The following is a 20,147-nucleotide window of genomic DNA, read 5'->3' on the forward strand; positions in this document are numbered from 1 at the left end:
TATGAAGTTACAACTTATGTACTCTTTTTTACGATCGGATATTAATGTTATAGAAAAAGAATTGAAGAAGACAGTTGCTTCTGAGCAGCCGTTAGTAGAAGAAGCGGCATTACAGCTTATTGAAGCAGGTGGGAAGCGGATTCGCCCTGTTTTTGTTTTGCTTGCAGGGAAATTTGGGGATTATAAGTTAGATGCAATTAAGCATGTTGCGGTTGCATTAGAACTTATTCATATGGCTTCGCTTGTTCACGATGATGTCATTGATGCTGCGTTTTTACGACGCGGTAGCGCAACAGTGAATGCGAAATGGGGAGATCGTATTGCAATGTATACAGGAGACTACTTGTTTGCGAAGTCTCTTGAATGTATAACAAATATAGAAATTCCAGATGCGCATCAAGCGTTGTCTCATACAATTTTAGAAGTTTGTAAAGGTGAAATCGAACAAATTAAAGATAAGTATAACTATGATCAAAATTTAAGAACGTATTTAAGAAGGATAAAACGAAAAACAGCATTGTTAATCGCCGCGAGTTGTCAGTTGGGAGCGATTGCTGCTGGTGCTAATCGTGATACTGTAAATCGTCTATTTTGGTATGGATATTTTGTTGGTATGTCTTATCAAATTATTGATGATATTTTAGATTTCGTATCGACAGAAGAGAAGCTTGGAAAGCCTGCTGGTGGTGATTTATTACAAGGTAACATTACATTACCTGTTTTGTATGCCATGGAAGATCCAGTTCTTCGTCAGAAAATTACATCTGTGCATGAAAATACAACAGCAAGTGAAATGAAAGAAATTATTGATGATATTAAAGTGAGCGAAGCTATTGATAAAGCATTTTCGTTTAGTGAACGTTATTTACATAAAGCATTAGAAATAATAAAACCACTCCCTCGTGGACAGGCGAAGTATGCGTTGCAAAATGTTGCAAAGTATATTGGAAAACGAAAATTTTAGTGATTTTTCTAAAAAATAAAATAATCTCTCTATTTCAAAACTATTGCACAATTGTGATAAGGGTGTTACTATGTGTGTGGGGATATACAATTACATACATAATTCAGAAGTGGAGAGATTTTTTATGGAAAAAACATTTCTAATGGTAAAACCAGACGGTGTACAACGTGCCTTCATTGGGGAAATCGTAGCTCGTTTTGAGAAAAAGGGCTTTCAATTAGTTGGTGCAAAATTAATGCAAGTTACTCCGGAAATTGCTGAACAACACTACGGTGAGCATAAAGAAAGACCTTTCTTTGGTGAATTAGTAGACTTTATTACATCTGGCCCTGTATTCGCAATGGTATGGCAAGGTGAAAATGTAGTAGATACAGCACGCAATATGATGGGTAAAACACGCCCGCATGAAGCTGATATGGGAACAATTCGCGGAGATTTCGGTGTAACTGTTGCGAAAAACATTATCCACGGTTCGGATTCTTTAGAAAGTGCAGAGCGCGAGATTGCTATTTTCTTTAAGGAAGAAGAATTAGTAGACTACTCAAAATTAATGAATCAATGGATTTACTAATTATTTTGAAATAATTTGTAAACGCTTTAATAACTGTGATAATAGTAAAAAGTGCAAGAAGAATAGGGGTATTCTTCTTGCACTTTTTTTATTTCGATCAGTTACGAAGTTAGGACTGTTATGATATATTGGTATGTAAAGTAAAAGGTCTATTATTATGAAAATAATAGAATAATTACAAGTAGGGAAAGCAAATACTCGATTTACTATATAATTTCTTTGTATTTTAAAGAGTGATGGAAGATAATATAGTTACTTTATGTAGCGGGATAAATACATATGCGAAAAGAGGAATAACTTATGCGATATATTACAGCTGGTGAATCCCACGGTCCGCAACTTACGACAATTTTAGAAGGTGTTCCGGCAGGATTATCTTTAGTAGCGAATGATATAAATGAAGAATTAGCTAGAAGACAAAAAGGATATGGACGCGGTAGACGCATGCAAATTGAGAAAGACCAAGTGCAAATTGTAAGTGGTGTTAGGCATGGGAAGACGATGGGGTCCCCGATTGCACTTGTTGTTGAAAATCGTGATTTTACACATTGGACAAAGGTTATGGGTGCAGAGCCGTTAACTGAGCAGGAAGAGAAAGAAATGAAAAGGCAAGTTACGAAACCTAGACCTGGACACGCAGATTTAAATGGTGCGATTAAATATGGTCATAGAGATATGAGGAATGTATTAGAGCGTTCTTCCGCACGTGAAACGACAGTTCGTGTTGCAGCTGGTGCAGTTGCAAAAAAAATATTAGCGGAATTAGGTATACAAGTAGCGGGACATGTTGTCGAGATTGGTGGTGTCCAGGTAGAAAATATTAAATATAACTCTATTGCGGAATTACAAAGTACTACAGAAGCATCTCCTGTACGTTGTTTAGATGAAAAGGCCGGTAAAAAGATGATGCAAGCAATTGATGATGCGAAGGCAAATGGTGATTCTATCGGCGGTATTGTTGAAGTAGTTGTAGAAGGAATGCCAATCGGAGTAGGTAGCTATGTACATTATGATAGAAAATTAGATGCAAAATTAGCAGCGGCAATTATGAGTATTAACGCTTTTAAAGGTGTTGAAATTGGAATTGGTTTTGAAGCAGCACATAGACCCGGAAGTGAAGTACATGATGAAATCCTTTGGGATGAAGTGCAAGGGTATAGAAGAAAAACGAACAATGCAGGTGGATTAGAAGGTGGCATGACAACTGGTATGCCGGTTGTTGTGCGCGGTGTTATGAAACCGATACCGACATTGTATAAACCGCTTCAAAGTATTGATATTGGTACGAAAGAACCTTTTACAGCGAGTATTGAACGTTCAGATAGTTGTGCAGTACCGGCAGCTAGCGTTGTGGCTGAAGCTGTTGTCGCTTGGGAGCTCGCGACAGTTTTAATTGAACAATTTGGATTGGATCGTATCGATCTTATACGTGAAAATATTGAGAAACATAATGAATATGCGAGGGGATTTTAATGGAGAACATACATATTCAAACGAAATCAAAAGAATATGATGTACATGTTGGAAGGGAGGCGTTGTTACATTTAACAACGCTTATTCAAAAAATGAATCCTGCTGTATCTAACATAATGATTATTTCTGATGAAGCTGTTGCATCACTGCATTTACAGACAGTTGTTGATGCATTGCAAGTAGAGCAAAAAGTATTTTCGTTTGTTGTACCGAGTGGCGAAAAAGAGAAGTCTTTTGAAAATTTCTATGAGGCTCACACTTCGGCTCTTGAAAATAAATTAGATAGAAATTCTTTAATCATCGCACTTGGAGGCGGAATGATTGGAGATTTGGCTGGATTTGTTGCGGCGTCGTTTATGCGTGGTATTCGCTTTGTCCAAGTTCCAACGACTTTATTAGCTCACGATAGCGCAGTAGGCGGGAAAGTAGCAATTAACCATCCACTAGGAAAAAATATGATTGGAGCGTTTCATCAGCCAGAAGCTGTTGTATATCATACGCCATTTTTACATTCACTTCCTGAAAAAGAGTGGCGATCAGGTTATGCAGAAGTGATAAAGCATGCTCTTATTGGTGATGTAGAGCTATATCATTGGTTAAAAGAAGAAGTGCAAACGTTAACGGATCTTCGTGATGAAAAGTTAATTCATATATTAACGAAGGCGATTCCTGTGAAAGCGAATATTGTGTCGCAAGACGAAACAGAAAAAGGTGTACGTGCCCATTTAAATTTTGGGCATACGTTAGGACATGCTCTTGAAAAAGAGTTAGGATATGGAAATATTACTCACGGTGATGGAGTAGCGGTTGGTATGCTATTTGCCATGTTTTTAAGTGAGCAAGTGTACAAAATTGATCTTTCTTATGAAGAAATGAAGCAGTGGTTCTTGAAATACGGTTATCCAAAAATGCCAAGTGACTTGAATGTAGAACGTCTCGTTCAGTTGATGAAACAAGATAAAAAAGCAAATGCTGGAACAATTCATATGGTGCTTATGCAGGAATATGGGGGAGTGAATGTCGTATCTATTTCAGATGAGACTGTTCATATTGCGTTAGAAGCATTTCAAAAGGATATGGTCTAAAAAAGTTGGTAGAACAGGTATGAAATGCATATTTAAAGGTATTCTCGTAATGGTGACGGTTATGATGAAAGATGACAGTAAGGAATTATAAATCATATCAATGACTGGGGGAATAAAAGTGAGAGTAAAAGAGCAATTGTTAACTTTGAGAGCATATGTACCTGGGAAAAATATTGAAGAAGTAAAAAGAGAATATGGATTGTCAAAAATTGTGAAGTTAGCATCGAATGAAAATCCGTTTGGCTGCTCTGCGCGCGTGACAGAAGCATTAACTTCGTTAGCCAATCAATATGCACTCTACCCGGACGGGGCGGCTTTTGAGCTTCGTGAGAAAGTAGCAGAGCATTTAAGTGTAAAAGCGGAACAACTTTTATTTGGTAGCGGGTTAGATGAAGTCATTCAAATGATTAGTCGCGCTTTGCTACATAACGGAACAAATGTTGTAATGGCGAATCCTACGTTCTCACAATATTATCATCATGCTGTTATTGAAGGAGCGGAAGTTCGGGAAGTACCACTTGAAAATGGTATTCACAATTTAGATGCAATGTTACAGCAAGTAGATGAGAAAACGAAGATTGTATGGATTTGTAATCCAAATAATCCGACAGGTACATATGTAGAAAAACAAAAATTACTTTCATTTTTAGAATCAGTTCCAAAGTCAGCGCTCGTTATTATGGACGAAGCATATTATGAATATGCTGGGGCAGAAGATTATCCGCAAACATTACCCCTTCTTGAAAAGTACGAAAATCTTATGGTGCTACGCACATTCTCAAAAGCATATGGATTAGCTGCTTTTCGTATTGGATATGCGATTGGGGATGCAAAGCTTATTGGGCAGCTAGAGGTAGCAAGACTACCATTTAACACATCAACTATCGCCCAAGCGGTAGCATTAGCGGCAATAGAGGATCAACAGTTTTTACAAGAGTGTGTGAAGAAAAATGCCGAAGGATTAAATCAATATTATGCATTTTGTAAGGAATATAACGTATTCTACTATCCATCTCAAACGAATTTCATTTTCTTGAAACTCGGTATACCTGGTAATGAAGCTTTCGAACGATTAATGAAAAAAGGATATATCGTTCGTTCTGGTGCAGCATTTGGTATGCATGATGGTATTCGTATTACTGTTGGATTAAAAGAAGAAAATGATGAGATTATTGAATTACTTACGGAACTTGTAAAAGAACAAGTGAAGAAAGAAGAAACGTATTCTTAAGAAATGGTGAAGGCTCCTGTAACAGGAGCCTTTTTCATTTGAACTGCAATAAGGGGAGTTGTTTGCACGTTCAAGAAAGAAAACGTTACAATAGAAGTAGACGTATAAGAAGAACTATTGTACATATAAACTATTTAAAATGTGAGGAGGATACAGTTTGAAACTAGTAGGACGAAAAAATAGTTTGAATGGGAAAATTGTTGTTCCAGGAGATAAATCTATTTCACATCGCTCTGTTATGTTTGGAGCGATAGCGGAAGGGACGACGAAAGTATCAAATTTTTTATTAGGAGAAGATTGTTTAAGTACAATTGCATGTTTTCAAAAACTAGGTGTCCAGATTGAACAGAGTGGGAACGATGTCACGATTTATGGTAAAGGATTAGCAAATTTGCAAGAACCGAAAGAAGTATTGGATGTGGGAAATTCAGGGACGACTATTCGTCTGATGCTTGGAATTTTAGCAAATACGCCGTTCCATAGTACGATAATTGGGGATGCATCAATTGGAAAACGTCCTATGAAACGTGTTACAGACCCGCTTAGTAAGATGAATGCTCAAATTGATGGTAGAGAAAACGGACAATATACACCTTTATCTATTCGCGGTGGTAAGGTAAAAGGTATGCATTATCATTCACCAGTAGCGAGTGCACAAGTGAAGTCAGCAGTTTTACTTGCGGGTTTGCAAGGGGAAGGCGTAACTACAGTAACAGAGCCTATGCAATCTCGTGATCATACGGAAAGAATGTTACGTGCATTTGGTTGTACCGTAGATGTTAATGGACGTACCGTTTCATTACAAGGCGGACAACAACTTAAAGGTGCAGACATAGAAGTTCCAGGAGATGTTTCTTCGGCCGCATTTTTCTTAGTAGCTGGTGCAATTGTCCAAAATAGTAAGCTTGTATTGGAAAACGTTGGTTTAAATCCGACGAGAACAGGGATTTTAGATGTATTAACAAAGATGGGTGCACTTATTTCTATCAATCATATTAGAAATGAAGAGTTTGAGCCGTGCGGAGATATTACGATTGAAACATCTAAACTAAAAGGAATAGAAATTGGTGGAACTCTTATTCCAAGATTAATTGATGAAATTCCTGTAATTGCTTTATTGGCAACGCAGGCAGAAGGAATTACTGTTATTAAAAACGCTGAGGAGTTAAAAGTAAAAGAAACAAACCGTATCGATACGGTTGTAGATGAATTAGGCAAATTAGGCGCGAAGATTGAATCTACACCAGATGGTATGATTATATATGGTAAACAAAGTTTAAAAGGAAATACTGTTAATAGTCACGGCGATCATCGTATTGGGATGATGCTTGCAATCGCATCGTGTATTATAGATGGAGAAGTGAAAATAGAGAATAGTGATGCGGTCGCTGTATCGTATCCGAAATTTTTCGAACAATTAGCTGCGCTATAAGAGCAAATATAGGAAGAGGTAGTTCACTCAAAAGGTTGCGTTCTTACACCTAGTTGCTTATGATAAATGAACAGAAGAGAATATTTTTTGAATTAAAGGAGACGTTTATGCAAAAGTTTGAACAAGCTGTTTCTTATATTGAAAACGGTGAAGCAGAAAAAGGATTACAATTATTAAAAGAACAACTACGAGTTGCTAATGATGAAGAGAAGTATGATATCGCTCGTTACTATCATACACTTGGGTTTATGGATGAGGCGTTAGCAATTATTGATGATTTACGCTTGTTATATCCAGAAGAAAGTGAATTTACATTATTTTTAGCAGAATTATATATTGATTTAGATAAAGAAGATGAAGCGATTGAAGTGCTTCATGATATTCCAGAAAATGATGATCTATATGTTCAATCGCTATTACTTGTTGCAGATTTATTCCAAATGCAAGGTTTTGATGATGTAGCAGAACAAAAACTATTAAAGGCAAAAGAAATGATGCCAGACGAACCTGTTATTACGTTTGGATTAGCAGAATTATATAGTAGTAAAGGTGAAGAGAAAAAGGCGATCACTTATTATGAATCGTTACTAGCAGAACATAAAGTTATGGGCGGTGTTGTCATTGCGCTTCGTCTAGCAGAAACTTTAAGTGCTATTGGAAACTGGGAAGAGGCAATCTCTTACTATGAGGCGGGGTTAGAAGAGCAAAAAGATATTCACTCACTATTTGGATATGCCTTCACATTATACCAAGGGGAAGAATATCAAAGAGCAATTGGTGCTTGGCAAGAATTAAAAGAATTAGATCCTGAGTACGCATCGTTATACATGTATTTAGCGAAAAGCTATGAAAAAGAAGGCATGCTTCAAGAAAGCTATGAAACACTTCAAGAAGGAATTAAAGTAGATGAGCTTTCTGTTCCTTTCTATGTAGAATTAGCGAATATTGCGGCGAAATTAGGTAAAATAGCGGAGGCAGAAGAAGTGCTTCAAAAAGCGCTGGAGCTAGATCCGGGACATTTAGGTGCGACATTAAAATATGCGTATATCTTAAAAGAACAAGAGAAATACGAAGAGCTAATTGCAGTTGTAGAGCGTACAATTGACAGTGGAGAACCAGATACACAACTACTTTGGGATCTTGCATTTGCAAAAAAACAATTAGAAATGTATTCGGATGCATTAAAACACTATGAAAGTGCATATACTTCTTTTAAGAATCATCCAGATTTCTTGGAAGAGTACGGTTATTTCTTATTAGAAGAAGGAATGCGAAAAGAGGCGAAAGAAGTATTTACGCAGTTAATACAACTAGACCCGACACAAATTCATATTGAAGAATTGTTATATAATTTAGAGGATTTTTCGTAAGTTGGAAGGAAACTGAATGCCGCTTCTTGAATCTAAAAAGAAAAGAGCAAGACAGAGGAGGGACTTAATCGCTATGAATACCCCTGTTTCTGTAAACGAGAAGAAGGATTTTGTAAAATGGTTTTTGAATAATTACCAACTGAAACAGCGTGAATGTGTATGGATTTTGAATTATTTAATGAGTCACGATCAATTAATGCATAAAGTCCACTTCGTAGAACATGCAAAATATTGTCCGCGTGGCTTAGTAATGTCAGCGAATTGTGTGAAAGACACACCGTTTCACTTTTTTAAACAAAATGTAATGACAACAGATGCAGAAAAGTCGTTTCATGATATTCGTTTGAATCGAGATGAGGATATTTATATTCAGCTTAATTTTAAATCATCGTTCCAAAATGCAAACTATGTAGCTGTATTAGAAGAAAATCCATATTTGCCAAAGCATATTGAAGTGAATGAAAAAGATCGATTGCTTGCAGAACGATTTTTAGAAGAAAGTGTATTCTCATTTAGAAGAGAGCGTCTTTTGAAACAAATTGATGAAGCTTTGGATAAGCAAGATAAGGAAGCATTTCATAGGTTAACAGCAGAGTTGAAAATTTTATAGAATTCATTTTGATTATGTAATCTTTACGAATTTCAGACTTTTTAAGAAAAACTACTTAATAATAGGTAGTTTTTCTTTTTTTACCTCTTTTAGTATGGTTTAATATATATAAAGTGAAAGTTCTGTCATTTATGGTGAAGGAGGGGAGAAAAGGTGAAATGGATTGTAAAAGATGTGGAACAGTTTGAGCAAGCGAGGGAGTATGTAGATACAGGGATTATCCCCCTTTTGTCTATTTCGGCAGCAAAAGAAATGAAAATGGTTGTAGAGCAAGGTGAATTTATTGAGGCTTTGAGTATGGAGTTGGAAAGGGAGTATAAAGGAAGAGTGCTTTTACTGCCCGCATTTACGTATTTGGTAGAGAGCCAAAAGAATGAAAAAGACCGTTTGCAAGAATGGACAGATCATTTGCAAAGGCAAGGTTTTAAGCATATTGCCTATGTGACAAGTGATTTTTCATGGAAAGAAGATATGCAAGAGTTGCAGGGTGATTTATTTTGGTTTCCATCGTTATCATTAGAGCAATTTAGTGATCAAGCGAAAAGGGAAGTTATTCGTGCTCACATAAAAAATATTATGGTAATGTTGGAAGAAAGATGGATAAGGTAATAATAAACAGAAAGTTCTTATTATTATGAGTAGTATGATATTGACCTATACAAGAGGGTATTATATCATGATAGTGTCCTAGTATTTATTTTTTATATAATTTTTTCACGAGGGGACAATTTCTGATAGAGGGGGGAAATTTTCGTGAGCGAGAAAGAACATCGTGTGTCAAGAAGACAGTTTTTAAATTACACACTTACAGGGGTAGGAGGCTTTATGGCGGCGGGTATTTTAATGCCGATGACGCGGTTTGCGCTTGATCCGGTGTTAAGAAAAGAAGCGGGAACAGATATGGTTGCTGTTGGACAAGTAAAGGATATTACAACAGAGCCGAAGCGCTTCGATTTTAAGGTGAAGCAGGTTGACGGATGGTACAAGTCTGAAGAGCCAAAATCTGCTTGGGTGCATAAAGATGAAAGCGGAGACATTGTTGCGTTTTCTCCAGTGTGTAAACATTTAGGTTGTACAGTGAACTGGAATTCGGACAAAGCACATCCTAATCAATTCTTTTGCCCGTGTCACGGGGGACGTTACACAAAAGATGGGATGAACATTAAAGGCACACCGCCTCTTGCTCCACTTGACGTATACGAATCCAAAGTAAAAGATGGAACACTTTATTTAGGAAAAGCGAAGCCAAAAGGGGGTGCAAAGTAGATGCTAAATAAAATTTATGATTGGGTGGACGAACGTTTAGATATTACACCGATATGGCGTGATATCGCTGATCATGAAGTACCTGAGCATGTTAACCCGGCGCATCACTTTTCTGCATTCGTCTACTGCTTCGGAGGACTTACCTTTTTCGTTACTGTAATTCAAATTTTGTCTGGAATGTTTTTAACGATGTATTATGTGCCTGATATTAAAAATGCTTGGGAGTCGGTTTACTATTTACAAAATGAAGTTGCGTATGGACAAATTGTTCGTGGTATGCACCACTGGGGTGCCAGTCTCGTAATTGTAATGATGTTTTTACATACACTCAGAGTTTTCTTCCAGGGTGCGTATAAAAAGCCTCGTGAGTTAAACTGGATTGTTGGTGTTCTTATTTTCTTTGTTATGTTAGGTCTTGGTTTTACCGGATATTTATTACCGTGGGATATGAAAGCTTTATTTGCTACGAAAGTAGGGATTCAAATCGCAGAGCAAACGCCGCTCATTGGTCCTTATATTAAAACATTACTCGCTGGTCATTCCGAAATTGTTGGCGCTCAAACATTAACTCGCTTCTTTGCTATTCACGTCTTCTTCTTACCAGCAGCACTTCTAGGTTTAATGGCCTTCCACTTCATCATGATTCGCAAACAAGGTATTTCCGGTCCGCTATAAGAGATTGCTAAATTAAAGGGGAAAGAACAAAAGGAGGGAGATTATGCATCGCGGCAAAGGGATGAAGTTTGTAGGAGATTCTCGGGTACCAGTAGCCCGGAAACCAAATATTCCAAAAGATTATTCTGAATATCCAGGGAAAACAGAAGCGTTTTGGCCGAATTTCTTGTTAAAAGAATGGATGGTTGGTGCAGTTTTTTTAATCGGTTATTTATGTTTAACAGTGGCGCATCCGTCACCGCTTGAGAGAATGGCGGATCCTACAGATGCAGGATATATACCACTTCCAGATTGGTATTTCTTATTCTTGTATCAGTTATTAAAGTATTCGTATGCTTCAGGCTCATTTACTGTAATTGGTGCGTTTATTATGCCGGGGATTGCGTTTGGAGCGTTACTATTAGCTCCATTTCTTGATCGAGGCCCAGAAAGACGCCCGCTGAAGCGGCCTGTGGCAACTGGATTTATGCTTTTAGCAATTGCATCGATTATCTTTTTAACTTGGGAATCTGTAGCACACCACGACTGGGAAGCTGCAAAAAAACAGGGAGCAATTGTAAAAACAGCACCAGTTGATAAAAATGATGATGGATACAAGTTAATGCAAAAAAATACTTGTTTAACATGTCATGGTGACAATTTACAGGGCGGTGCGGCAGCACCCGCTTTACAAAACTTAACTTTAAAACCAGAAGAAATCGCTAAAATTGCGAAAGATGGAAAAGGTTCAATGCCTAAAGGGGTATTTAAAGGTACAGATGAGGAACTGAAAAAGCTTTCGGAATTCGTTGCAAAGTATAATAAAAAATAATAGAAAAGCTGACTACAAAATTGAAGTGACCCCCGAAAGTTAGACAGGTCGTTTCATTAGGCAGCTTCTAGGGTATGAGCCCGGTATTGTACCGGGCTCATACCCTTTAATTTTGCCTTAATTCTTTTATGATTATAGTATTCTATATACTTTGCTAATTCTTGTTTGAAATGTGTTATACTTTCAAATTCTTTTCGATACAGAAATTCTGATTTCATGATACCAAAGAAATTTTCAATAACGGCATTGTCATAACAGTTTCCTTTGCGAGACATACTTTGAGTAATGCCACAGTTCTTAAGAGAATGACGGTATTGTTTCATTTGATAGTGCCAACCTTGATCAGAATGAATGAGGAGTTTATCCTGATCTGTTATACGTTCAAAAGCTTGATCTAACATCGTTGAAACAAGGGAATAGGTCGGTCTTGAACCAATTGTATAGGTAATAATTTCACTATTAAACAAATCCAACATTGGTGATAAGTATAACTTCTCCCCAAATAACTTAAACTCCGTAATATCTGTAACCCACTTTTCATTTGGTTTTACAGCTTGGAAGTTGCGATTTAAAATATTTGGCGCAATTTTCCCAACTGTCCCTTTGTAAGAGCGATATTTTTTCATACGAACAAGACATTTTAACCCTAATTCTTTCATAAGGCGATACACTTTTTTATGATTTACTTTGTGTCCACGATTCATAAGTTCATCACGAATACGACGATACCCATAACACCCATCGTGTTCATTATAAATAGCTTGAATCAGTTCTTTTACTTCTGCATTTGGATCAGGACGATTGAACTGTTTCATCCAGTAATAGTACGTACTACGTGGAATGTTTGCGAGTTGAAGTAACTCCTTGACAGGAAATTCATGCCTTAACTCATAGATTACTTGCGCTTTGTCTTGTTTGGTGATTTTTCCTTGTTTTGAACTAAGGCATTCAACTTTTTTAAATATGCATTTTCCATCCGTAAACGCTCATTTTCGGCTTGTAGTGCTTCTATTGAACCTTCTACTACTGGTTTTATTTTTTTATCTTTCATGGTTGGACGCCCCTTTTTCTTTGATTGTAGGGCATCCAATCCTCCTGTTTCATAGGCTATTTTCCATTTCCGAAGTGTTTCATAAGACGGAATATTGAAAAGCGCCGCTGTTTCTCTGATAGATGTCCCGTGTTCATTCATATAATAAAGTACATCTAGTTTATACTGAGCTGAGTATAATGTATAGCACTTGTCAAAGGCCCTTTCACCTGAAGATTCATATCGTCTAATCCACTCACGAATTAAAACAGGAGTAACTCCTATAGATTTAGCAATTGTTTTTCCACTCTCTGAACCATCTAAATATCGTTTCACCGCTTGGATTTTTTCTTTTGAAGAAAATTTAGCCATAAAAAATGCACCTCCAATTGTTAGACCGTGTCTAACAATTGGGGTGCACTTCAAATCTGTAGTCAGCTTTTTATTTTGATGACGGAAAGTTTGCTATATAATAGAGTAGAGTTCGATGAAAGAATTACTTTGTTTGAAAGGTGTTGGACATACAGCTTGGTTTACTTGTATGCAATGTTAAGGCAACGTTCGGTACTATTATTTTTATTGGTTGTTAACATATTAGGTACAATTTACGGATTCATATGGTATGGAAATCAATTAAAAGAAACCTCACCTATATTTTGGCCGTTTGTACCAGATAGCCCTATGGCAAGTCTCTTTTTTGTCTTTGTTTTAATTGCTTTTTTGATGAAGAAGAACTGGGGGTTAATAGAAGCGTTAGCGATAGTTACTTTAATAAAATATGGTATTTGGGCTGTTGTTGTAAATGGGGTTATGATTTATGTAAAAGGTCCTATTGGCCTTATGGGATATATGTTAATGTTATCTCATTTTGCGATGGCAGTGCAGGGGATGTTATATGCTCCGTTTTATCGGATAAAAAAATGGCACTTCACTGTAGCTGGCATATGGACATTACATAATGATGCAATTGATTATTTATTTTGGCAAATGCCGAGATACGGGATTATGCATTTGTTTGTAGAGAAAATTGGTTATTTTACGTTTTGGTTAAGTATTGTTGTACTGTGTATTACATATTATTATTGCTTACGTGAGAACCGAAAACAGTTTTCTTTATGATGATGAGGACATTTAGGGGGAGAAAATGAAGAAAAATAAGAGTGGTATAAACATATTGGATCGATTGATCACTTTAGTAGTTTCCTATAGCATAGCATTTTCTGTTTTCGCTCTCGCGGCAACGATAGTTGTATATGGAAAATGGTTGTATTATTTAGAAATTGATTTTTTAAATATTCCAGATTTAGCGGATATGACGAAAGATGAAATTAAGAGAAACTATGACGTGCTTATTACATATTTATCGCCGTTTTATGAAGGTGCATTACAATTGCCGACATTAGATATGTCCACAAATGGCCGCATTCATTTTGTGGATGTTAAAAATATTTTGGTAAAGATTCAATATATAATGTATGGAACGATTGTAATTGCTGTATTAGGAGGAGCGTATTTAATAAAAAAGAAAAAAGAAAAGTTTTTACTTCACGGAGCGATTCTTACAATTATTTTTCCAATAGCTCTTACGTTACCAATTGCTATTAATTTTGAAAAGAGTTTCGTATTATTTCACAAGCTTTTATTTAGCAATGATTATTGGATGTTTGATATTGAAACAGATCCGGTTATTTTAATGTTACCGGAAGAATTCTTTATGCATGCTGCATGTGTTATTTTATTATTGATTTTAGGCGGTAGCATACTTTGTTACGGTGTGTATAAATATTTAGTGAAAAAGAAAAGGATTTCAAAGAAAAAATTCTCTGTTTAAAGAGAATTTTTTTGTTTTCATAGAGATAATATATTTTTTGATTTTGTTCTGTTCTATTCTTGTCCAATTCCACATATTTTGTACTAGTAGTTATAGGGGGGACCGGGATGAAGAGAACATTAATTGGACTGATAGCATTTCTAATTATAATGTTTCCAGTACGTATATACGCTGAAGAGTGGAGTGAACTAACTGGATTGCTAGATGACTCTTTGCAGTTAGTGAAGAAAAAAGAAGATGATAAGGCAATACAAGTACTGCACCATTTCTCAGAGCAGTTTCTATCAAAGGAAAATGAAAATAATTCAAAAGTAACTCCGGGACAAATTAGAGTCGTTTCTTTAGCATACGATAAGGCGAAACAATCTCTCGCGGAAGATTTAGATAGGCAAGTTAAAGTTGATAATATGTTAGCGTTACAACTTGCTGTTGATGCACAAGTATCTAAATATCAGCCACTTTGGATGGAAAGAGAAAGAAAGATAATGAATGCTTTTTCTCAAGTAGAAAAAGCGATGGAAAAAGACGATGATGGACAGTTCCAACAGACGCTAAATACACTTTTAAATGAATTTAATATTATTTATCCTAGTTTAATGATTGCCCTGCCAGAAAACGAAGCACAGCGTGTAAATGCACATTTATCTTATTTGGATGAATTTCGTAACGTTATGTTAAAAACGAAAGGTGGACAAATGCAACTAGGGATTATTAAAGGTGATTTGCAAAAAATATTTCATACAGTAAAAAAAGATGAGATTGCTCCCTCTCTCATTTGGTTTATGACAATTACTGGAGGACTTATTTTGTTCACTTTAACGTATGTTGGATGGAGAAAGTATAAAGGGGAGAGAGAGAAGCGGAGAAGTAACTTGCATTCTAAAGATAGATAATGCGTATAAATAAAGATACGGATTGTAAGGTTTATTTATTGACAACGGTGGAAGAAAAAAATAGAATGAGAAGTACTATAATTAAAACTTCAATGGAGGTTTATGATGTTTTATTTAATTTACTTCGCGATCATTTTGATCATACCGTTGTATGCACAGTCCAAAGTACGTAGTGCCTATAGCAAGTATTCACAAGTTTATTCAACATCAGGTATGACAGGAGCGGAAGTGGCTCGGAAAATTTTAGATGAAAATGGATTGTACAATGTAGCTGTAGAAGAAACGCCAGGTCATTTGTCAGATCATTATGACCCGCGTGTAAAGACGGTTAGATTATCGACAGATAACTACTATGGTCATTCAGTTGCTGGTACAGCTGTAGCAGCACATGAAGTAGGACACGCAATTCAAGATGCGAAAGATTATAACTTCATGCGTGTACGCCATTCGTTAGTGCCAGTTGCTAATTTTGGTTCAAACATGTCATGGGTTTTTGTCCTAATTGGTGTATTTGCACAAATGTCTGGTTTGTTGTTACTAGGAATTATTTTAATGGCAGCAGGTGTTGTTTTCCAACTTGTTACATTACCAGTTGAGTTTGATGCATCAAAACGTGCAATGCAACAAATTGAAGCACTTGGTATCGTATCGACAGATGAGTACGGTCAAGCTCGTAAAGTATTAAATGCGGCAGCATTAACATATGTAGCAGCAGCTGCTGTAGCAGTATTTGAATTATTACGTCTCGTATTAATTTATACTGGTATGCAGCGTAGCGACGATTAAAGACTATCAATTATGATAGTCTTTTTTTGTTTTGTGGATTGAATCTTATAATATGTTACAAATGGAAATAATAGAGAGAATATGGGGTATAGAACTAATTAAAATAAAGATAAGTATGGAATGATGAAAGAAGGTGACAGACATAGAATATCCAGATCATTTAGTTAAACAAGTGAGGGAGCGAAGTGCTACATACCAATTAGAAGGTTTTTTAAGTGGACAGGGCCCTAGAAATCCGAAATTAATGCTTGTTGGAGAAGCACCTGGTGAAACAGAAATTCATAATGGGATTCCGTTTAGCGGGAGAGCAGGAAAGCATTTAATGGAGTTTTTAGAACGTATTCACGTTACAAGGGAAGAAGTATATATTACGAGTGCGGTGCGGAGTAGACCTTATAAATGGAGAGAGAAAAGGGAACGAAATGGCGAAATAATACAGAAAAGGTATAATAGAACGCCAAATCAAGGAGAAATACTTGCCCATGCACCTTTGTTAGATTATGAGTTGGAACTTATACAGCCGCCTGTTATTGTTACACTTGGTAATATTGCATTACAGCGTTTAGTTGGTAAAAATAATAAAATTACGGATGTTCATGGCGAATTGTTAAAGCAACCTGTGCAGCAATTGAAAGATAGTAGCGGTACAGAATTTATATGGACTGAAAAAGAATATGATATATTTCCAACTTTTCATCCAGCTTCAATTTTTTATAATCGTAGTTTATTGGAGCTCATTTATGAGGATTTGGAGAAACTGAAAAGATATGTAATAAAAAACTAGAAAAGCTAAAGAGCTTTTCTAGTTGAATTTAATTATGTAACGGATTTTTATTTTCATCTAATGTAAATCCTTCGCCAACAACATCGTGTACATCACTTACAGCGACAAAGGCGTGAGGGTCTACAGAAGTAATGATATTTTTTAATTTCACGATTTCGTTTTTTGCAACAACACAATATAGTACATTTCGTTCAACTTTTGTATAGGATCCAACTGCTTTTAAAAAGGTTGCTCCGCGCTCCATTTCTGATAAAATTTTTGAAGCAATTTCATCATTTTTATCAGAAATAATAGTTGCTCCTTTTGCTGAATAAGCTCCTTCTTGCATAAAATCAATAACCTTAGCCCCGATAAATACAGCAACTAACGTATACATGCCTTCACGATATGATAAATATGTAAGAATAGAGACAATGATAACGATGGCATCAAACATAAACATCGTTTTTCCCATACTCCAGCCAACATATTTGTGAGCTAGTCTTGCGATAATATCAACACCGCCAGTAGTCCCGCCGTATTTAAATATAATTCCAAGTCCTATACCGATAAATGCCCCAGCGAATAAAGCAGCCAGTGTCATATCATTTTGCAAGTTTAAATGTAAGTTGAGTACTTCGTAGCGTTGGAAAATCCATAGGAATAAAGAGACGCTAAATGTACCGATTAATGTATATAAAAATGTTGTTCGGCCGAGTAACTTCCAGCCAATAAAAAATATAGGGATATTTAAAATTAAGTTTGTATAGGAAGGGTCAAGCGAAAATAGAAAATATAATAATAGCGTAATACCGGTAAACCCACCCTCTGCAAGATGGTTTTCAATATTGATATTTACAATGCCGAAAGAAAAAATAGCGGAACCGATTAAAATGAAAATGATATTTCGAATCTTCAAGTTTGCTTTCATATAGAAATCCCCCTAGTTATGTAATGATTGGAATTGCTCCGCTTAAACGGTAAGACATAATAATAAGTTATTTCTAGTTGCTAGTAAAAATAGAGAATAGTATAAGGTCCTAATTAGTTCAGGCTGACCTTTTGCAAAAATCACGCAAAAGAAGTTTCACTTTACCCCGCTCAAACGGCTGGTAGGAGATAAAGCAGAGAAGACAGAGCAAACTAGCCGTAAGAGCCCGATTGGTTCAGGCTAATCTTTTGCAGAAAAACATTGCAAAAGAAGTTTCACTTTACCCCGTCCCAACGGCTGGTAGAGGGAAAAGCAAAGAAGAAAAGGGCGAACCAGCCGTAGGGACCCGATTGGTTCAACTAATCTTTTGCAGAAAAACATTGCAAAAGAAAGTTTCACTTTACCCCGTCCCAACGGCTGGTAGAGGGAAAAGCAAAGAAGAAAAGGGCGAACCAGCCGTAGGGACCCGATTGGTTCAACTAATCTTTTGCAGAAAAACATTGCAAAAGAAGTTTCACTTTACCCCGTCCCAACGGCTGGTAGAGGGAAAAGCAAAGAAGAAAAGGGCGAACCAGCCGTAGGGACCCGATTGGTTCAACTAATCTTTTGCAGAAAAACATTGCAAAAGAAGTTTCACTTTACCCCGTCCCAACGGCTGGTAGAGGGAAAAGCAAAGAAGAAAAGGGCGAACCAGCCGTAGGGACCCGATTGGTTCAACTAATCTTTTGCAGAAAAACATTGCAAAAGAAAGTTTCACTTTATTATAGTCTATCCAAAAAAGAGTCGTAAATAGGGATATGAGAGAATAATATTTGTCAAATCGCGATGAATTGGCTAACATGAAAGAGGAAGGAATAGAGGTGACAAGTATGGAAGCAAAAACGATGAAAGATATGCAGAAAGAAGTAGATGCATATATCGGTCAATTTAAAGAAGGTTATTTTAGTCCGCTTGCAATGATGGCCCGTTTAACTGAAGAAATGGGAGAGCTTGCAAGAGAGGTTAACCATTATTATGGTGAGAAGCCGAAGAAAACGACTGAGATAGAACGAAGTATTGAGGAAGAGCTTGGAGATGTGTTATTTGTTATGATTTGTATGGCAAATAGTTTAAATATTGATTTAGAAACAGCGCATAACATTGTAATGAATAAATTTAATACACGTGATAAAGATCGCTGGACACGTATTGATGAGGGAGAGAAAGAAGCATGAAAGAAATTAAAGTAATCATCGCTGGACCAAGAGGACGTATGGGACAGGAAGCAGTCCTTTTAATGGAAAGAACAGAACATTTCAATTTAGTAGCAGCAATTGATTATAAGCATGGCGGAGAGAAAATCGCTGATTTACCTGGAATGCCAGCGCTAGATGCACCTATTTATGCGGATTTACATACTTGTTTAGATGAAGTAGAAGCAGATGTATTGTTAGATTTAACAACACCAGAAGTTGGAAAGAAACATGTGACACTTGCAGTTGAACGTGGACTTCGATCTGTTATTGGTACAACTGGATTTACTGAAGAAGAACTAAAACAATTAACAGAAAATGCAAAAGAAAAAGAAGTAGGAACAATTATCGCTCCAAACTTTGCAATTGGTGCAGTTCTTATGATGAAATTTTCACAAATGGCAGCAAAGTACTTCCAAGATGTTGAAGTAATTGAATTACACCATGATCAAAAATTAGACGCACCATCTGGTACAGCTGTAAAAACAGTAGAATTAATCCGTCAAAATCGTGTACCAAAAGAGCAAGGACACCCTAATGAAACGGAACAATTAGAAGGGGCACGTGGTGCAAATGTGGATGGTATTCACATTCATAGCGTACGTCTACCAGGGCTTATTGCACACCAAGAAGTAATGTTCGGCGGAGATGGACAAATGTTAACAGTTCGTCATGATTCATTCAACCGTGCATCATTTATGTCAGGTGTAAAACTATCAATTGAAACAGTAATGAACCTTGATCATCTTGTGTATGGTTTAGAAAACATTATCGACTAAAGGGGAGACAACGGATGAAAATTGCCTTAATCGCACATGACAAAAAGAAAGATGATATGGTTTCGTTCGCGTACGCATATAAACCAATCTTTGAAAAACATGAACTTTTTGCAACAGGAACGACAGGACTTCGTATTATGGAGGCAACTGGTTTAGTTGTAACAAGATATCAATCTGGTCCTCTTGGTGGCGATCAAGAAATTGGTGCAATGATTGCAAAAAATGAGATGGATATGGTGATTTTTTTCCGGGATCCACTAACAGCGCAGCCGCATGAACCTGATGTCAATGCGTTACTTCGTTTATGTGATGTATACGCCATCCCACTAGCAACGAATATGGCAAGTGCTGAAATGCTAATGCATGCATTAGAGCGGGGAGATTTAGATTACCGAAAGTTAAGAAAATGAGGGG

At 36.6% G+C, this 20,147-nt stretch carries 22 protein-coding genes; 20 read left to right on the forward strand and 2 right to left on the reverse strand.

What is annotated here, in order from left to right:
• Nucleotide 1: 1 nt before the first annotated feature.
• The 12 genes from hepT (at nt 2) to qcrC (ending at nt 11,488) form a co-directional block, all read left to right on the forward strand.
• Entirely contained in the window at nt 2–964 is a 963-nt protein-coding gene (hepT, locus tag EXW56_RS07630; RefSeq protein ID WP_002201136.1) for a heptaprenyl diphosphate synthase component II, read from the forward strand.
• A 124-nt stretch (nt 965–1,088) separates the two neighbouring features.
• Complete coding sequence (gene ndk / locus EXW56_RS07635) at nt 1,089–1,535, forward strand: nucleoside-diphosphate kinase (RefSeq protein WP_002064527.1); 447 nt, start codon at nt 1,089–1,091, stop codon at nt 1,533–1,535.
• Nucleotides 1,536–1,835: 300 nt separating this feature from the next.
• Nucleotides 1,836–3,008 (forward strand): chorismate synthase, encoded by a 1,173-nt coding sequence (gene aroC, locus EXW56_RS07640; RefSeq protein WP_215597339.1) that lies wholly within the window; start codon nt 1,836–1,838, stop codon nt 3,006–3,008.
• A complete protein-coding gene (gene aroB, locus EXW56_RS07645; RefSeq protein WP_002158589.1) occupies nt 3,008–4,093 on the forward strand; it encodes a 3-dehydroquinate synthase in 1,086 nt (361 codons plus the stop codon). Before aroC ends, aroB begins: the two co-directional genes overlap by 1 nt.
• Before the next feature lie 118 nt (nt 4,094–4,211).
• Nucleotides 4,212–5,324, forward strand: coding sequence for a histidinol-phosphate transaminase (gene hisC, locus EXW56_RS07650; protein WP_002201133.1), 1,113 nt, complete (start codon nt 4,212–4,214; stop codon nt 5,322–5,324).
• Nucleotides 5,325–5,481: 157 nt separating this feature from the next.
• A complete protein-coding gene (aroA, locus tag EXW56_RS07655) occupies nt 5,482–6,756 on the forward strand; it encodes a 3-phosphoshikimate 1-carboxyvinyltransferase (RefSeq protein WP_002201132.1) in 1,275 nt (424 codons plus the stop codon).
• A 107-nt stretch (nt 6,757–6,863) separates the two neighbouring features.
• Nucleotides 6,864–8,126: a tetratricopeptide repeat protein gene (locus EXW56_RS07660; protein WP_002202607.1), complete on the forward strand. Its 1,263-nt coding sequence runs from the start codon at nt 6,864–6,866 to the stop codon at nt 8,124–8,126.
• Between the two features lie 73 nt (nt 8,127–8,199).
• Entirely contained in the window at nt 8,200–8,736 is a 537-nt protein-coding gene (locus EXW56_RS07665) for a ReoY family proteolytic degradation factor (RefSeq protein WP_002086615.1), read from the forward strand.
• A 153-nt stretch (nt 8,737–8,889) separates the two neighbouring features.
• Nucleotides 8,890–9,345: a YpiF family protein gene (locus tag EXW56_RS07670; RefSeq protein WP_002158585.1), complete on the forward strand. Its 456-nt coding sequence runs from the start codon at nt 8,890–8,892 to the stop codon at nt 9,343–9,345.
• Nucleotides 9,346–9,489: 144 nt separating this feature from the next.
• Complete coding sequence (gene qcrA / locus EXW56_RS07675; RefSeq protein ID WP_002158584.1) at nt 9,490–10,002, forward strand: menaquinol-cytochrome c reductase iron-sulfur subunit; 513 nt, start codon at nt 9,490–9,492, stop codon at nt 10,000–10,002.
• Nucleotides 10,003–10,677, forward strand: a complete 675-nt coding sequence (gene qcrB, locus EXW56_RS07680; protein WP_000932700.1) for a menaquinol-cytochrome c reductase cytochrome b subunit — start codon at nt 10,003–10,005, stop codon at nt 10,675–10,677.
• Between the two features lie 43 nt (nt 10,678–10,720).
• Nucleotides 10,721–11,488 (forward strand): menaquinol-cytochrome c reductase cytochrome b/c subunit, encoded by a 768-nt coding sequence (gene qcrC / locus EXW56_RS07685; RefSeq protein WP_000554601.1) that lies wholly within the window; start codon nt 10,721–10,723, stop codon nt 11,486–11,488.
• Between the two features lie 56 nt (nt 11,489–11,544).
• On the opposite strand, the gene EXW56_RS07690 is transcribed toward qcrC, so the two are convergent.
• Nucleotides 11,545–12,890, reverse strand: a protein-coding gene (locus EXW56_RS07690) for an IS3 family transposase (RefSeq protein WP_215596794.1) whose coding sequence is annotated in 2 segments (ribosomal slippage) — nt 11,545–12,449 and nt 12,449–12,890 — 1,347 coding nt in all. Because the reading frame shifts where the segments join, the coding sequence is not laid out codon by codon here.
• Nucleotides 12,891–13,046: 156 nt separating this feature from the next.
• Here EXW56_RS07690 and EXW56_RS07695 point away from each other — a divergent pair.
• The 5 genes from EXW56_RS07695 (at nt 13,047) to EXW56_RS07715 (ending at nt 16,812) form a co-directional block, all read left to right on the forward strand.
• Nucleotides 13,047–13,637 carry a lipoprotein heptaprenylglyceryl N-acetyltransferase LhaT gene (locus EXW56_RS07695; RefSeq protein WP_033716753.1) on the forward strand — a complete coding sequence of 197 codons (591 nt, stop codon included), beginning with the start codon at nt 13,047–13,049 and terminating at the stop codon, nt 13,635–13,637.
• Between the two features lie 25 nt (nt 13,638–13,662).
• Complete coding sequence (locus EXW56_RS07700; RefSeq protein WP_215558225.1) at nt 13,663–14,349, forward strand: lipoprotein intramolecular transacylase Lit; 687 nt, start codon at nt 13,663–13,665, stop codon at nt 14,347–14,349.
• A 107-nt stretch (nt 14,350–14,456) separates the two neighbouring features.
• Nucleotides 14,457–15,242 carry a sporulation protein YpjB gene (gene ypjB / locus EXW56_RS07705; protein ID WP_002158579.1) on the forward strand — a complete coding sequence of 262 codons (786 nt, stop codon included), beginning with the start codon at nt 14,457–14,459 and terminating at the stop codon, nt 15,240–15,242.
• Nucleotides 15,243–15,347: 105 nt separating this feature from the next.
• Nucleotides 15,348–16,028: a zinc metallopeptidase gene (locus EXW56_RS07710; protein WP_002149330.1), complete on the forward strand. Its 681-nt coding sequence runs from the start codon at nt 15,348–15,350 to the stop codon at nt 16,026–16,028.
• A gap of 133 nt (nt 16,029–16,161) precedes the next feature.
• Complete coding sequence (locus tag EXW56_RS07715; RefSeq protein ID WP_215597340.1) at nt 16,162–16,812, forward strand: uracil-DNA glycosylase; 651 nt, start codon at nt 16,162–16,164, stop codon at nt 16,810–16,812.
• Between the two features lie 28 nt (nt 16,813–16,840).
• Here EXW56_RS07715 and EXW56_RS07720 read toward each other — a convergent pair whose 3' ends face one another.
• On the reverse strand, nt 16,841–17,722 hold the full coding sequence (locus EXW56_RS07720) for a YitT family protein (protein ID WP_199660018.1): 882 nt from the start codon (nt 17,720–17,722) through the stop codon (nt 16,841–16,843).
• An 869-nt stretch (nt 17,723–18,591) separates the two neighbouring features.
• Here EXW56_RS07720 and EXW56_RS07725 point away from each other — a divergent pair.
• The 3 genes from EXW56_RS07725 to mgsA are packed head-to-tail and all read left to right on the forward strand — an operon-like array spanning nt 18,592 to nt 20,143.
• Nucleotides 18,592–18,936: a nucleotide pyrophosphohydrolase gene (locus tag EXW56_RS07725; protein ID WP_002158575.1), complete on the forward strand. Its 345-nt coding sequence runs from the start codon at nt 18,592–18,594 to the stop codon at nt 18,934–18,936.
• Complete coding sequence (gene dapB / locus EXW56_RS07730) at nt 18,933–19,733, forward strand: dihydrodipicolinate reductase (RefSeq protein WP_002158574.1); 801 nt, start codon at nt 18,933–18,935, stop codon at nt 19,731–19,733. The genes EXW56_RS07725 and dapB overlap by 4 nt, the downstream gene beginning before the upstream one ends.
• A 14-nt stretch (nt 19,734–19,747) precedes the next feature.
• Nucleotides 19,748–20,143, forward strand: a complete 396-nt coding sequence (gene mgsA / locus EXW56_RS07735; RefSeq protein ID WP_000684753.1) for a methylglyoxal synthase — start codon at nt 19,748–19,750, stop codon at nt 20,141–20,143.
• Nucleotides 20,144–20,147: the final 4 nt, after the last annotated feature.

This window comes from Bacillus mycoides, assembly GCF_018742245.1.
In the GTDB taxonomy this organism is placed as follows: Bacteria; Bacillota; Bacilli; order Bacillales; family Bacillaceae_G; genus Bacillus_A; species Bacillus_A cereus_U.